9 protein-coding genes are annotated in these 14,653 nt (G+C 55.3%); all 9 read left to right on the top strand.

What is annotated here, in order from left to right; genetic code table 11:
- Positions 1-41: 41 nt before the first annotated feature.
- The 9 genes from ACMYSO_RS25160 (at position 42) to traI (ending at position 14,607) form a co-directional block, all read left to right on the top strand.
- A complete protein-coding gene (locus ACMYSO_RS25160; protein WP_434670909.1) occupies positions 42-368 on the top strand; it encodes a hypothetical protein in 327 nt (108 codons plus the stop codon).
- A gap of 20 nt (positions 369-388) precedes the next feature.
- Positions 389-1,141, top strand: a complete 753-nt coding sequence (gene traF / locus ACMYSO_RS25155; protein ID WP_434670908.1) for a type-F conjugative transfer system pilin assembly protein TraF — start codon at positions 389-391, stop codon at positions 1,139-1,141.
- Between the two features lie 10 nt (positions 1,142-1,151).
- Positions 1,152-1,388 carry a type-F conjugative transfer system pilin chaperone TraQ gene (gene traQ, locus ACMYSO_RS25150; protein WP_434670907.1) on the top strand — a complete coding sequence of 79 codons (237 nt, stop codon included), beginning with the start codon at positions 1,152-1,154 and terminating at the stop codon, positions 1,386-1,388.
- Positions 1,363-1,932 carry a type-F conjugative transfer system pilin assembly thiol-disulfide isomerase TrbB gene (gene trbB, locus ACMYSO_RS25145; protein WP_434670906.1) on the top strand — a complete coding sequence of 190 codons (570 nt, stop codon included), beginning with the start codon at positions 1,363-1,365 and terminating at the stop codon, positions 1,930-1,932. The genes traQ and trbB overlap by 26 nt, the downstream gene beginning before the upstream one ends.
- Complete coding sequence (gene traH / locus ACMYSO_RS25140) at positions 1,919-3,289, top strand: conjugal transfer pilus assembly protein TraH (protein WP_434670905.1); 1,371 nt, start codon at positions 1,919-1,921, stop codon at positions 3,287-3,289. Before trbB ends, traH begins: the two co-directional genes overlap by 14 nt.
- Positions 3,289-6,114 (top strand): conjugal transfer mating-pair stabilization protein TraG, encoded by a 2,826-nt coding sequence (gene traG, locus ACMYSO_RS25135; protein ID WP_434670904.1) that lies wholly within the window; start codon positions 3,289-3,291, stop codon positions 6,112-6,114. The genes traH and traG overlap by 1 nt, the downstream gene beginning before the upstream one ends.
- A 16-nt stretch (positions 6,115-6,130) precedes the next feature.
- Positions 6,131-6,802: a hypothetical protein gene (locus ACMYSO_RS25130; protein WP_434670903.1), complete on the top strand. Its 672-nt coding sequence runs from the start codon at positions 6,131-6,133 to the stop codon at positions 6,800-6,802.
- Positions 6,803-7,048: 246 nt separating this feature from the next.
- On the top strand, positions 7,049-9,349 hold the full coding sequence (gene traD / locus ACMYSO_RS25125) for a type IV conjugative transfer system coupling protein TraD (protein ID WP_434670902.1): 2,301 nt from the start codon (positions 7,049-7,051) through the stop codon (positions 9,347-9,349).
- Positions 9,349-14,607, top strand: a complete 5,259-nt coding sequence (traI, locus tag ACMYSO_RS25120) for a conjugative transfer relaxase/helicase TraI (protein ID WP_434670901.1) — start codon at positions 9,349-9,351, stop codon at positions 14,605-14,607. Before traD ends, traI begins: the two co-directional genes overlap by 1 nt.
- The last annotated feature ends 46 nt before the right edge of the window (positions 14,608-14,653 follow it).

The raw sequence follows: 14,653 nt of genomic DNA, 5'->3' as shown, positions 1-14,653 counted from the left end.
AGCCTATGCCGCTGTTTTTCACGATGTGACCAGGAGGGGGCATGGAAGAGAAAAAATCATACGGGGTGGTGATGCTGTTTGTCGGCGTGTTTGTCGTCTTCCTGGTCTGTGTCATGTCTTACAGCCTGTGGCGCGATAAGCAGATTAATGCGTTTATGGCCACCAACCGGGCCTGGGGTATTCAGTGTGACCGGGTTTCTCAGGCCGCGTGGGTGATTAAAGGAGGGGAGCGGGTGAACCTGGAAATGAATTCGCTTCCCCTGTACTGCAGCGGGTATCGCTTTGAAGCCCGCAATGACGCAGGAAAAACACGGCGTCTTCTTGATAAGTACAGCGTCTATCAGCATCTGTCACGCCAGCCGCGTTAATTCATAAAAGGGTATTTACCATGCGAACAATACATGCCGCCATTCTGGCGGGGTGCCTTTGCTGCGCCCTGATGCCAGCCTGGGCGAAAGATTCGGGCTGGCAGTGGTACAACGAAAAGCTGGAAAGACCGGAGCCGGATACGCCGCCCGCGCCTGCGGTTCCACCGGCCAGAATGGACATTATGGCGAAACTCGCCGAACTGCAGAGCGCCACTAAACGGGCGCTTTACGAGGCTATTCTTTACCCCTCATCTGATAATTTTGTGAAGTATTTCCGTCTGCAGAATTACTGGACGCAGCAGGCCGGTCTGTTCTCGATGAGCGCGAAGAAGGCCATGCTGGAAAACCCGGAGCTCGATTACAACCTGCAGTACAGCCACTACAACGGCACCGTGAAAAACCAGCTGGCCGCCGACTATGCCGAACAGCGTAAAGCCATCTCATCTCTGGCGCAGCACTATGGCGTGATGTTTTTCTACCGCGGCCGGGAGGCCATTGATGGCCAGCTGGTCCAGGTCATCAAAAACTTCCGCGAGACCTATGGCCTGAGCGTGATACCGGTCTCTGTCGATGGCGTAGTGAATCCCCTGCTCCCTGACAGCCGGATGGACCAGGGCCAGTCACAGCAGCTCGGCGTGAAGTACTTCCCGGCAATGATGCTGGTCAACCCGAAAAGCGGGCAGGTGAAACCCCTCAGTTACGGCTTTATCAGCCAGGACGACCTGGCGAAACAGTTCCTCTACGTTTCCAGCGACTTTAAACCCAATTTTTAAGGAGTGTGTCATGCGAAAGATTCGTTTTCCCGATTTAGACATTACCGGAATGTGGGTACTGGCGGTGGGCGTATTTTTCCATCTGATAGCCCGGCTCGTCAGAAAACAGCCTGAGATGGCCATTCAGGCCGGAGAAATTCTGGGGTTAAGTATGGTTATTTTCGGCGGGTACAAAATTATCAACGCCCTGATTGCTGAGGCAGAAAAACAGGAGAAAGCCCGTGAAAAACAATCTGAAGATATTTAGTCGCGTCGTCAGTGTGTCTCTGTTACTGGCTCTGTCGTCTGCGCCCCGTGCCGGTACACTCGATGAAGTGAAATCTCTCTGGGACCCGCAGGGCATAACTGGCGTGGCTCCGGAGATATTTTCTGGCGTAGCTGAGTCTGCGAAGCCGGTCTCTCAGGCCCGCTGGTACCGGCTCAGCAACGGTAAGCAGGTCAACCTCAGCGACTGGAAAGTGGTGTTGTTTATGCAGGGACACTGTCCTTACTGCCATAAGTTTGATCCGGTGCTGAAGCAGCTGTCCGCACAGGTCGGCTTCTCTGTCTTCCCTTACACCATCGACGGGCAGGGCGATGAGGCATTTCCGGAGGCACTGCCGGTTCCTCCTGACGTGATGCAGACGTTTTTCCCGAATATCCCGGTGGCCACGCCGACCACGTTTCTGGTCAACGTGAACACCCTGGCGGCATACCCGATATTGCAGGGAGCCACGGATGCGCAGGGGTTTATGGCCAGAATGGATACCGTATTTCAGATGATGGGGGCGACAGGGAATGAGCAACATTAAAAGGGCCGCGCTGGCCGGAGGTTTTTTGCTTGGTATCTCTCTCCCGGCCGCCGCCGATGTGAACGGCGATATGAACAACTTCTTCAACAAGCTGGGGTTCGCGTCCAATACCAGTCAGCCTCAGGTCTGGCAGGGGCAGGCGGCGGGTTACGCCTCCGGTGGTTCGCTGTATGCCCGGACGCAGGTGAAAACCATTCAGCTGGTCAGTATGACCCTGCCGGATATTAATGCCGGCTGTGGCGGTATCGATGCCTACCTCGGCGCGTTTTCTTTTATCAACAGCGAGCAGCTGCAGCGCTTCGGCAAACAAATCATGTCCAACGCAGCGGGGTATTTCTTTGATCTCGCCCTGCAGACGACCGTACCGGAAATCAAAACTGCAAAAGACTTCCTGCAGAAGATGGCCAGCGACATCAACAGCATGAACCTCAGCAGCTGCCAGGCGGCACAGGGGATCGTCGGGGGGCTGTTTCCCCGCACTCAGGTAGCCCAGCAGAAAGTCTGCCAGGACATCGCCGGTGAGAGCAACATCTTTGCCGACTGGGCGGCTTCCCGTCAGGGGTGTTCGGTTGGTGGCCAGATGGACAAGGTGCAGGACAAAGCCAGCGACAAGGACAAGGAGCGGGTCATGAAAAACATCAACATTATGTGGAATGCTTTGTCCAAAAACCGGCTCTTCGACGGCAATAAGGAACTGAAAGAGTTTGTGATGACTCTGACCGGTACCCTGATTTTTGGCGAGAACAGCGAAATTACGCCGCTGCCGGCACGCACCACCGACCAGGATCTGATTAAGGTGATGATGGAAGGCGGCACGGCCAAAATCTACCACTGCAATGATTCGGACAAGTGCCTGAAAGTGGTGGCAGATGCGACAGTGACGATCACCTCAGATAAGGCATTGAAAAATCAGATCTCAAAACTGCTCAGCAGTATCCAGACCAAGGCTGTGGCGGATGAGAAGCTGACAGAGCAGGAGAAGGGGTTTATCTCCAGTACCACCATTCCTGTCTTCAAATATCTGGTCGATCCGCAGATGCTCGGGGTCTCTAACACGCTTTTGTACCAGCTGACGGATTATATCGGCTACGACATTCTGCTGCAGTACATCCAGGAGCTGATCCAGCAGGCCCGTGCAATGGTCGCAACCGGGAACTACCCGCAGTCGACGATGGATATGATCCTCGAAAACCTGAACCAGGCCAGTGTGCAGATCGCCGCTTTCCAGTCCCGGGTACAGGTCCAGCAGGATGCATTGCTGGTCGTTGACCGGCAGATGAGTTATATGCGTCAGCAGGTATCCGCCCGCATGATGACCCGTTACCAGAACAACTATCACTTCGGGGGGAGCCTCTGATGCTGGAAATCTACACGATCGCCGGTGGCGACTGGTTTCGGGGCAACCTGAATGCCATTTCTGCTTTCATGAGTACTGGTACCTGGTCCACCATCGAGAAAATGTGCATCGCTTTTTCCGTGCTGATCGTCGCCGGCAGCTGGGTGAAAAAACACAACATCATGGACCTGGTCGGCTGGGTGTTTGCGCTGACACTGGTCTCGATGCTGGTCGTCATCCGCAAACCGGTGCAGATTATCGACTACAGCAATGTGTCTCAGGTCTATCAGGTTGACAACGTGCCGATTGGGCTGGCTATTCCTGCCTCGCTCACAACACGCGTCGGGGATGCCTTCGTGAAGAGCTATGAGATGATTTTCTCCCTGCCGGACAGTGTGACGTACAGCAAAACGGGGATGTTATTTGGCGGGAACCTGGTGGCGAAAAGTACGGACTTTATCTCGCAGAATCCGGAAATCACCACCCTGTTCTCAGACTATGTGCAGAACTGCGTGATGGGCGATATTTTCCTCAATCACAAGTATACGTTTGAGGAACTACTGAACTCGTCTGACCCCTACACGATTATTTTTTCTAACCCCAGCCCGCTTCGCGGCGTTTTTGACAAAAACAATCAGTTTAAAACCTGCCAGGAAGCCTCCCGTGATTTGAAATCAGCCCTGGCGCTGGATACCCAGACCGGCGGGAAGACCTGGAACTACTACGCGCGCCAGCTTTTTGGGGGTAAACCTAACCCGGACCTGCTGTTCAGCCAGATGATCGGTGACAGCTACAGCTTCTTCTACAGCTCGGGGCAGAATGCGGGGCAGATTATCCGCCAGAACGTGACGATGAATGCCCTGCGCAGCGGTATCCAGAGCTACGCAGCCCGCAGTGGCGATACGGCCAGCCTGGTGAACATTGCCAATACTTCGTCGCTGGAAAAACAACGTCTGGCCCAGGCGACAATGGGACATCAGGCGCTGCGTTCTCTGCCCATGATGCAGACAGTGATACTGGGTATTATGTTTGGCCTGTTCCCGATCATGGTCATGGCGGCGATGTTCAACATGATGACCATGCAGGTGCTGAAGGGCTACGTCTTTGCCCTGATGTGGCTGCAGTCGTGGCCTCTGCTGTACGCTATCCTGAACAGCGCGATGGCTTACTATGCGAAACAAAATGGGGTGCCGGTGGTCCTCTCAGAGCTCTCTCAGCTGCAGCTGAAAAACTCGGATATTGCCACCACCGCAGGGTATATCTCAATGATGATCCCCCCGCTCAGTTGGGCGATGATTAAAAGTATGGGAGCAGGTTTCTCCAGCGCCTACAGCCACTTTGCTTCGTCCGGTCTCAGTTCCACGTCGCAGGCCTCCTCCAGCGTAGTGGACGGGAATTATTCGTTCTCAAATATGCAGACGGATAATGTCAGCGGGAACAGCTGGAGCACCAACAGTTCCACCGCGTTTGGGCAGATGACCCGACAGCTGGGGAATGGGGGCACGGAGACACAGACAGGGGACGGGACCATGCTCTGGGAGGCGCGTTCCTCTAAGCTGCCAGTAGAAATTAACGTCAGCCGGCAACTGGCCAGCGCCAATCAACAGATGGCCCGGGAATCCGATGTTCAGGCGGAAAGCGCACTACATGGCTATAACAGCAGTGTGACAAGTGCATGGAACAGCCTGAAACAGTTTGGCACAAATATGGGGAGCAGTGCATCGACGACGAGTGGGGCCGACACTACTGAGTCCTCACAGGACTCAATGGCCAGAAGTAAAATGTGGAATGCAGTTGTTGATAATGCTAAAGCCAATAACATCAGTAACGAGCAATCCTTCCAGAATCTTATGGATGAAAATACAAGAGGTTCGATCACTGGTGAAGTTTATGGCAGCGCTAAAGCAAGTGGTGGTTTTGAAATTTTCGGCACAGGAGGACGCGCGGAAGTCGGTGGAAAAGCTTCAATTAATGGAACTGCTAGTACCGGCTCAACGGATACGGTTGGACAATCTGGGCGTAACTCAGAAGACAGTCGTCATGATATAAGTAGTCAGGCAGCTAAAGATTTTAAAGAAGGATCAGATTACTTTACCAGCCGAAAAACCACTACATCAGGCAATATTACGGATAATAATGCCAGCTCGCGTGTTGACCAGTTTGCCGCATCACTTTCCAGCGCAAAAAACAGTTATGATCAATACACGAATAGTCGTACACGTAGCCATGAATACAGTGAAATGGCTTCACGTACTGAAAGTATAAGTGGTCAGATGAACGAGAATCTGACGCAGCAGTTTGCGAGCTTTGTTCAGCAACGTGCGCCACAGGACGCTGCAACCATTCTGACCAACACCAGTTCTCCGGAAGTTGCTGCACAACGCGAAGCCCTGGCGCGAGAATTTGTTAAAACGCAGGTAGAGCCTAAAGTGGATGGCGCCTATCAGGAGGCGAGAGGGAGTATTGGTCAGGGAATGCCTAATGTATCTGGTGGCGGAGGTGCGGGTTCCGTAGAGGCTGATTATAGCCAGCACAGTGGTAGCATTGATGACATGACGCATAATACCGGAATTAAGGATAATGTGGGTCATACAGTCGATACGATGGTTTCTCAAAACAAAGAGGCACACCGAGAAAGCCAACAGGGAATTAAGCAGCAGGAGGGAGAGGTCAAAAAACAGCAGACCGATCTGGAAACCCACCACAAAACAGCAGGAAATAATTTTACAGGTCAATATAATAAAGAAATTGATAGTCAGAGAACTACGTTAATAAGCGATACAACGGAAAAACTTAGAGAGAACGCACTGAGAAGGTCTAAGGACTTAAATGATAAGCTTCCATAGACCATAAGAGGGGAATATGATAACAAATGATATTGTTAATCGCGAATTGGGAATTTTAAAAAGGGTGTTGAGCTATAAAGGCTTAAGGACACTCTCAATATGGCATTGTTTGTGGCCAGGGATCATGATGTGTCTTTGGTTTGCACTGTGGCCTCTTTTAATTTTTAGTGTAAAGCTGCATTTCAGTGAGTTGGTTAGTGAGGAGAGGCTTGGTTTATTTGTTTCAACTATTGCTGTTGTTATTCTTGGTTTTTTTTCGATTGTTTTTTCATTCAACGCAAGATCATTGTATCTCTCTGTTCCTTACGGTTTCATAATATATTCTGAGATGTATTCATTTTTTTCTAAAAAACTAAGGCGTTATGTCTCCACCTTTCTTTTGTGGTATTTGTTAGTTGTTGTATTTTGTGCTCTTGCTCCTTTTGGTTTTGTTTTTTTTACATTGATTACAATAGGGTCTGTAATCGTTTTGAGCGTATGTGTAAATATTGGGTTTAATGCTTATAAACTTAATGCAATGGCCTCTATTATTACATCATTTAAATCCGTAGGTAAAACTAAAGCATTGAGGAATGATGACGGATATGAAAGCATAAAACTTGATGAGCACAATCCTGCTACGGGTCTTCCTATGATTGGGGGCGTAGACGTTGGGGGTAATCCCTATGGTTACAGTCGACATGAATAGAACCGCTAATGCTATGCTGGGGTGGATGTGAAATCCATCGCTAATATTCTGTAAGTCTTCTATCTCACGGCCCGGGTATACCGGGTCAGACTGATATTGCCCCTGATTTTTCAGGTTAAATCGACATTTAATCAACTTAGTTCTCCTCAGAACGGTGAGCAGTTGCACAATTTATTTGTGCATCTGTGAGGCGTTGCCGACCGTGGACGGAACATTCCTTCGCTTTTGTATTTAAGGTCAATAACTATGAGCTTTAATGCCAAAGATATGACGCAAGGTGGTCAGATTGCCAATATGCGCTTTCGCATGTTTGGTCAGATTGCCAATATTATATTTTACGTGCTGTTTATTTTATTCTGGGTGTTATGTGGGCTGATGCTGATGTACCGGCTCAGCTGGCAGACCTTTGTGAACGGCTGCGTCTACTGGTGGTGTACCACGCTGGCGCCGATGCGCGATATTATTCGTTCCCAGCCGGTCTATACGATTAACTATTACGGAAAGTCGCTGGAATATAATGCGGAACAAATTCTTGCCGATAAATATACAATATGGTGCGGTGAACAGCTGTGGACGGCATTTGTTTTTGCCGCCATTGTGTCGCTGACAGTCTGCGTGGTGACGTTCTTTGTCGCCAGCTGGGTGCTGGGTCGTCAGGGGAAACAGCAGAGCGAGGATGAAGATACCGGGGGGCGCCAGCTTTCTGATAAACCCAAAGACGTAGCCCGCCAGATAAAACGCGACGGGGTGGCCTCTGATATTAAAATCGGCGATCTGCCGATATTACTTAACTCCGAAATCCAGAACTTCTGTCTCCACGGCACCGTCGGCTCCGGTAAATCCGAGGTGATACGCCGTCTGCTGAATTACGTTCGTGCACGTGGTGATATGGCGATTATTTACGACCGTTCCTGCGAATTCGTCAAAAGCTATTACGACCCGTCACTGGATAAAATCCTCAACCCGCTGGATTCGCGCTGTGCGGCCTGGGACCTGTGGAAAGAGTGCCTGACGCTGCCGGATTTTGACAATATCTCCAACACCCTTATCCCGATGGGGACCAAAGAAGATCCGTTCTGGCAGGGGTCCGGTCGCACCATCTTTGCCGAGGGCGCCTACCTGATGCGCGAGGACAAGGACCGCAGCTATGAGAAGCTGGTTGATACCATGCTGTCCATCAAAATCGATAAGCTCCGTGCCTACCTGCAGAACACCCCGGCCGCTAACCTGGTTGAAGAAAAAATTGAGAAGACAGCTATCTCCATCCGTGCGGTGCTGACCAACTACGTCAAGGCCATCCGCTACCTGCAGGGGATTGAAAAGAATGGCGAGCCGTTCACTATCCGGGACTGGATGCGCGGTGTCCGTGAGGACCAGCCCAACGGCTGGCTGTTTATCTCCTCGAATGCCGATACGCACGCCTCCCTGAAGCCGGTTATCTCGATGTGGTTGTCGATTGCCATCCGTGGTCTGCTGGCGATGGGGGAGAACCGTAACCGGCGAGTGTGGATTTTTGCTGACGAACTTCCCACGCTGCACAAGCTGCCAGACCTGGTTGAAATTCTGCCGGAAGCCCGAAAATTTGGTGGCTGTTATGTGTTCGGAATCCAGTCCTATGCCCAGCTGGAAGATATTTACGGCGTGAAGCCTGCCGCCACGCTGTTTGACGTGATGAACACACGAGCTTTCTTCCGTTCCCCGAGTAAGGTGATTGCCGAGTTCGCCGCCGGCGAAATTGGAGAGAGGGAATATCTCAAACCCAGTGAGCAGTATTCCTACGGTGCGGACCCGGTGCGTGACGGGGTGTCGACAGGCAAGGAGAAAGAACGAGAAACACTGGTCAGTTACTCCGATATTCAGACACTCCCGGACCTGTCCTGCTACGTGACCCTGCCAGGGCCGTATCCGGCGGTAAAACTGGCCCTGAAATACAAGCCCCGACCGAAAATCGCCGAGGGCTTTATTCAGCGCCGCCTCGATACTCGCATGGATGAAAGACTCAGTGCTCAGCTGGAAGCCCGCGAGGCTGAAGGCAGCCATGCCCGGATGCTGTTTACCCCGGACGAGGTCGCTAAAGACGAAGGCGATACCGGCAATTCGCCTGAAGCAATTAAGCCGGCGGGAGACCGTATACCGACGCCGGTCAACGCGACGCCACCAGAAAAAACGCCACCTGCTGAAGCGTCCGGTAACGCGCCAGTGACACCTCAGCCAGCTACGCCTGTTATGCGGGTGACAACCGTGCCGTTAACCCGGCCCCGGCCTGTGGTGCCGGCGAGCGGTGCTACAGCAGTGGCCGCTGCCACCGATGTGTCTGCTGTAACGTCCGGGGGGACGGCGCAGGAACTGGCGCAGCAGCCTGTCGGGGCGGACCAGAATATGTTGCCGGCCGGAATGAACGAGGATGGCGTAATTGAAGACATGCAGGCTTATGACGCCTGGCTGGAAGGTGAACAGATACAGCGGGATATGCAGCGACGCGAAGAGGTCAATATCAACCACAGCCGCAGCGAGCAGGATGATATCGAAATCGGAGGAAACTTCTGATGATGTCGATTGGGTCGGTAAAGTCGGCGGGGAGCGCCGGCAATTACTATACGGACAAGGATAACTATTACGTTATCGGATCTATGGATGAACGCTGGCAGGGAAAGGGCGCGGAAGCGCTGGGCCTTGACGGGAAGGTGGACAAGCAGGTGTTCACTGACCTGCTGAAAGGAAAACTCCCTGACGGCAGCGACCTGACCCGGATGCAGGATGGTGTGAACAAACACCGGCCAGGTTATGACCTGACCTTTTCCGCCCCTAAGAGCGTGTCTGTCATGGCCATGATCGGTGGGGATAAGCGCCTGATTGATGCCCATAATCAGGCCGTCACCGAAGCCGTAAAACAGGTGGAAACGCTGGCGGCGACTAGGGTCATGACGGACGGAAAAAGCGAAACCGTGCTGACCAGCAATCTCATTGTGGCGAAATTTAATCACGACACAAACCGCAATCAGGAGCCCCAACTGCACACCCATGCCGTGGTCATCAATGCGACGCAAAACGGGGACAAGTGGCAGTCTCTTGGCACCGATACGGTGGGTAAAACGGGCTTTATCGAGAATGTGTACGCCAGTCAGATAGCCTTCGGGAAACTCTACCGGGAGGTGCTCAAACCTCTCGTTGAGAAACTCGGCTATGAGACGGAAGTGACAGGCAAACACGGCATGTGGGAGATGAAAGATGTGCCGGTTGAGCCGTTTTCCACCCGCAGTCAGGAGGTCAGGGAGGCTGCAGGCCCTGATGCCTCCCTGAAATCCCGCGATGTGGCCACACTGGATACCCGTAAATCGAAAGAAACCCTCGATCCGGCAGAAAAAATGGTGGAGTGGGTGAACACCCTCAAAGAGACCGGGTTCGACATCCGTGGCTATCGCGAGGATGCCGATAAGCGCGCGGCAGAAATCGCCCGTGCGCCCGTCAGTCCGGTGAAAACCGACGGCCCGGATATCAGCGACGTGGTCACGAAAGCCATCGCCGGTCTCAGCGACCGCAAAGTGCAGTTCACCTATGCCGACCTGCTGGCCCGCACGGTCAGCCAGCTGGAGGCGAAGCCGGGCGTTTTTGAGCTGGCCAGAGGGGGCATCGATGCGGCCATCGAACGGGAGCAGCTGATCCCGCTCGACCGGGAGAAAGGCCTCTTCACCTCAAACATCCATGTCCTCGACGAACTGTCAGTCAAAGCCCTGAGCCAGGAAGTGCAGCGCCAGAATCATGTGTCCGTCACGCCGGATGCGTCAGTGATGCGTCAGGCGCCTTTCAGCGATGCCGTCAGCGTACTGGCGCAGGACCGGCCGGCAATGGGGATTGTCTCCGGTCAGGGCGGCGCGGCCGGCCAGCGTGAGCGGGTGGCGGAACTGACCCTCATGGCCCGGGAGCAGGGTCGGGACGTGCACATTATTGCGGCCGATAACCGCTCACGGGATTTTCTCGCCGGGGATACGCGACTGGCCGGAGAAACCGTCACAGGCAAATCTGCCCTGCAGGACGGGACGGCATTTATCCCGGGCGGGACCTTAATTGTCGACCAGGCGGAGAAGCTGAGCCTGAAGGAGACGATTTCCCTGCTCGATGGCGCCATGCGCCATAACGTGCAGGTCCTGCTCTCCGACAGCGGCAAACGCAGCGGGACCGGGAGTGCGCTGACCGTGCTGAAGGACAGCGGTGTGAACACGTACCGCTGGCAGGGCGGAAAGCAGGCCACGGCAGATATCATCAGTGAGCCGGACAAGCATGTTCGTTACAGCCGGCTGGCACAGGAGTTCGCCGCCAGCGTGCGTGAAGGGCAGGTGAGCGTGGCGCAAATCAGCGGCACGCGTGAGCAGAGCGTGCTGAACGGCATTATCCGTGAAACCCTTAAAAACGAAGGGGCGCTCGGAGATAAGGAGTTGACGGTGACTGCCCTGACGCCGGTATGGCTGGACAGTAAAAACCGGGGTGTCCGGGACTATTACCGGGAAGGGATGGTGATGGAGCGGTGGGACCCGGAGGCCCGGAAGCATGACCGCTTTGTCATCGACCGGGTGACCGCCAGCAGCAACATGCTGACCCTCAGGGACAAAGAGGGGGAACGTCTGGACCTGAAAGTTTCTGCCGTCGACAGCCAGTGGACGTTATTCCGGGCCGACAAACTGCCGGTGGCGGAAGGTGAACGTCTGGCCGTGCTGGGGAAGATACCCGACACGCGCCTGAAAGGCGGCGAGAGCGTCACGGTGCTGAAGGCGGAAGCCGGTCAGCTGACGGTGCAGCGTCCCGGCCAGAAAACCACCCAGTCGCTTTCTGTCGGCAGCAGCCCGTTCGACGGTATCAAGGTCGGGCACGGATGGGTGGAAAGTCCTGGCCGCTCGGTCAGCGAAACGGCGACGGTCTTTGCCTCGGTGACGCAACGTGAGCTGGATAACGCCACGCTGAACCAGCTGGCGCAGAGCGGGAGCCATATCCGTCTTTATTCCGCCCAGGATGTGGCCCGGACCACGGAAAAACTGGCGCGACACACCGCCTTCAGCGTGGTGTCTGAGCAGCTGAAGGCCCGTTCCGGCGAGACAGACCTGGATGCGGCCATCGCATCACAGAAAGCCGGGCTGCACACTCCTGCAGAGCAGGCCATTCACCTTTCCATTCCCTTGCTGGAAAGCGAGAACCTGACCTTCACGCGCCCGCAACTGTTGGCCACCGCGCTGGAAACCGGCGGAGGTAAGGTTCCGATGACGGAGATAGACGCGACCATTCAGGCGCAGATTAAGGTGGGCAGTCTGCTGAATGTGCCGGTGGCACCCGGTCAGGGCAATGACCTGCTGATTTCCCGCCAGACCTGGGATGCAGAGAAAAGCATTCTGACAAAGGTGCTGGAAGGCAAAGAGGCCGTTGCCCCCCTGATGGACAGTGTACCGAGAAGCCTGATGACGGACCTGACGTCCGGGCAGCGTGCTTCCACCCGGATGATACTGGAGACGACGGACCGGTTCACGGTGGTTCAGGGCTATGCCGGGGTGGGGAAAACCACCCAGTTCCGGGCCGTGACGGGGGCCATCAGGCTGCTGCCGGAAGCAACCCGGCCTCGGGTCATCGGTCTGGGGCCGACACACCGCGCCGTGGGGGAAATGCAGAGCGCCGGCGTGGAGGCGCAGACGACAGCCTCGTTCCTGCATGACACGCAGCTCCTGCAGCGTAATGGTCAGACACCGGATTTCAGCAACACGCTGTTCCTGCTCGATGAGAGTTCGATGGTGGGGCTGGCCGATACCGCGAAGGCGCTCTCCCTGATTGCGGCCGGGGGAGGACGGGCGGTACTCAGCGGCGATACCGACCAGCTGCAGTCCATTGCACCGGGCCAGCCGTTCCGGCTGATGCAGCAGCGCAGCGCGGCCGACGTCGCCATTATGAAAGAGATTGTGCGCCAGGTACCGGAACTGAGACCGGCGGTCTACAGCCTGATTGACCGGGATATCAACAGTGCGCTGACCACGATTGAACAGGTCACCCCGGCGCAGGTGCCGAGACAGGACGGCGCCTGGGTACCCGACAATTCCGTGGTGGAATTCACCCCCGCACAGGAGGAGGCGATACAGAAAGCGCTGAACAAGGGCGAAAGCGTGCCGGCAGGTCAGCCTGCCACGCTGTATGAGGCACTGGTGAAGGATTACACCGGCCGAACCCCCGAAGCGCAGTCGCAGACGCTGATTATCACCCATCTGAATGATGACCGGCGGGCGCTGAACAGTCTGATCCATGACGCACGGCGGGAGAATGGCGAAACCGGCAGAGAAGAAGTCACCCTGCCGGTGCTGGTTACAAGCAACATCCGTGACGGAGAGCTGCGCAGACTGTCGACCTGGACGGCTCACAAGGGGGCTATAGCCCTGGTTGATAATGTCTACCACCGTATCGGGAGCGTGGATAAGGAGAACCAGCTTATCACCCTGACAGACAGTGAAGGAAAGGAACGGCTGATTTCTCCCCGGGAGGCGTCGGCAGAAGGTGTCACGCTCTATCGCGTGCAAGAGATTACCGTGTCTCAGGGGGACAAAATGCGCTTCAGCAAGAGTGACACGGAACGCGGCTATGTGGCCAACAGTGTGTGGGAGGTGAAATCCGTTTCAGGTGACAGTGTCACACTGTCTGACGGCAAAACCACCCGCACGATGGACCCGAAGGCGGATGAGGCGCAGCGACATATCGACCTTGCCTATGCCATCACCGCGCATGGTGCGCAGGGGGCCAGTGAACCGTATGCCATCGCACTGGAGGGGGTGGCCGGTGGTCGGGAACGGATGGCCAGCTTTGAATCCGCCTATGTCGGGCTATCGCGTATGAAACAGCATGTTCAGGTGTATACCGACAGTCGCGAGGGCTGGATAAAGGCTATCAGGAATTCACCTGAGAAAGCCACAGCGCACGATATTCTGGAGCCCCGTAACGACCGGGCTGTCAAAAATGCCGGTCAGCTGTTCGGACGTGCGCAGCCACTGGATGAGACAGCCGCAGGCCGGGCCGCCCTGCAACAGTCCGGTCTGGCGCGCGGGCAGTCTCCGGGAAAATTTATTTCGCCGGGCAAAAAGTACCCGCAGCCGCACGTGGCGCTGCCGGCGTTCGACAAAAACGGGAAAGACGCCGGCATCTGGCTCAGCCCGCTGACGGATAAGGATGGACGGCTGGAAGCCATCGGCGGTGAGGGGCGGATAATGGGGGACGAGACAGCCCGGTTCGTTGCACTGCAGAACAGCCGCAACGGCGAGAGTCTGCTGGCAGGGAACATGGGCGAAGGCGTCAGGATTGCACGCGATAATCCCGACAGCGGGGTGGTGGTCCGGCTTGCCGGTGATGACCGCCCCTGGAACCCGGAGGCCCTCACCGGCGGTCGCATCTGGGCTGATCCCCTGCCGAATCCTCCGATCAATGATACCGGTACTGACATCCCGCTCCCGCCAGAGGTTCTGGCACAGCGGGCCGCAGAAGAGGCACAGCACCGGGAGATGGAAAGACAGACGGAGCAGGCGACCCGGGAAGTGTCCGGAGAGGAGAAGAAGGCGGGCGAGCCGGGCGAGCAGATAAAAGAGGTTATCGGGGACGTCATTCGGGGTCTCGAACGTGACCGGCCGGGAGAGGAGAAAACGGTGCTGCCAGATGACCCGCAGACCCGGCGTCAGGAAGCGGCCGTTCAGCAGGTGGCCACAGAGAGCCTGCAGCGCGACCGTCTGCAGCAGATGGAACGGGATATGGTTCGTGATCTCAGTCGTGAGAAAACGCTCGGGGGCGACTGACGCGCCTGCGGCTTGTCTGCCCCGGCAACCTCCCCGATTAAAATCG

Source organism: Klebsiella sp. B345, assembly GCF_051131735.1.
Taxonomy (GTDB): Bacteria; Pseudomonadota; Gammaproteobacteria; order Enterobacterales; family Enterobacteriaceae; genus Klebsiella.
The sequence above is the reverse complement of the archived record's forward strand: the minus strand, read 5'-3'. Positions and strand labels throughout refer to the sequence as shown.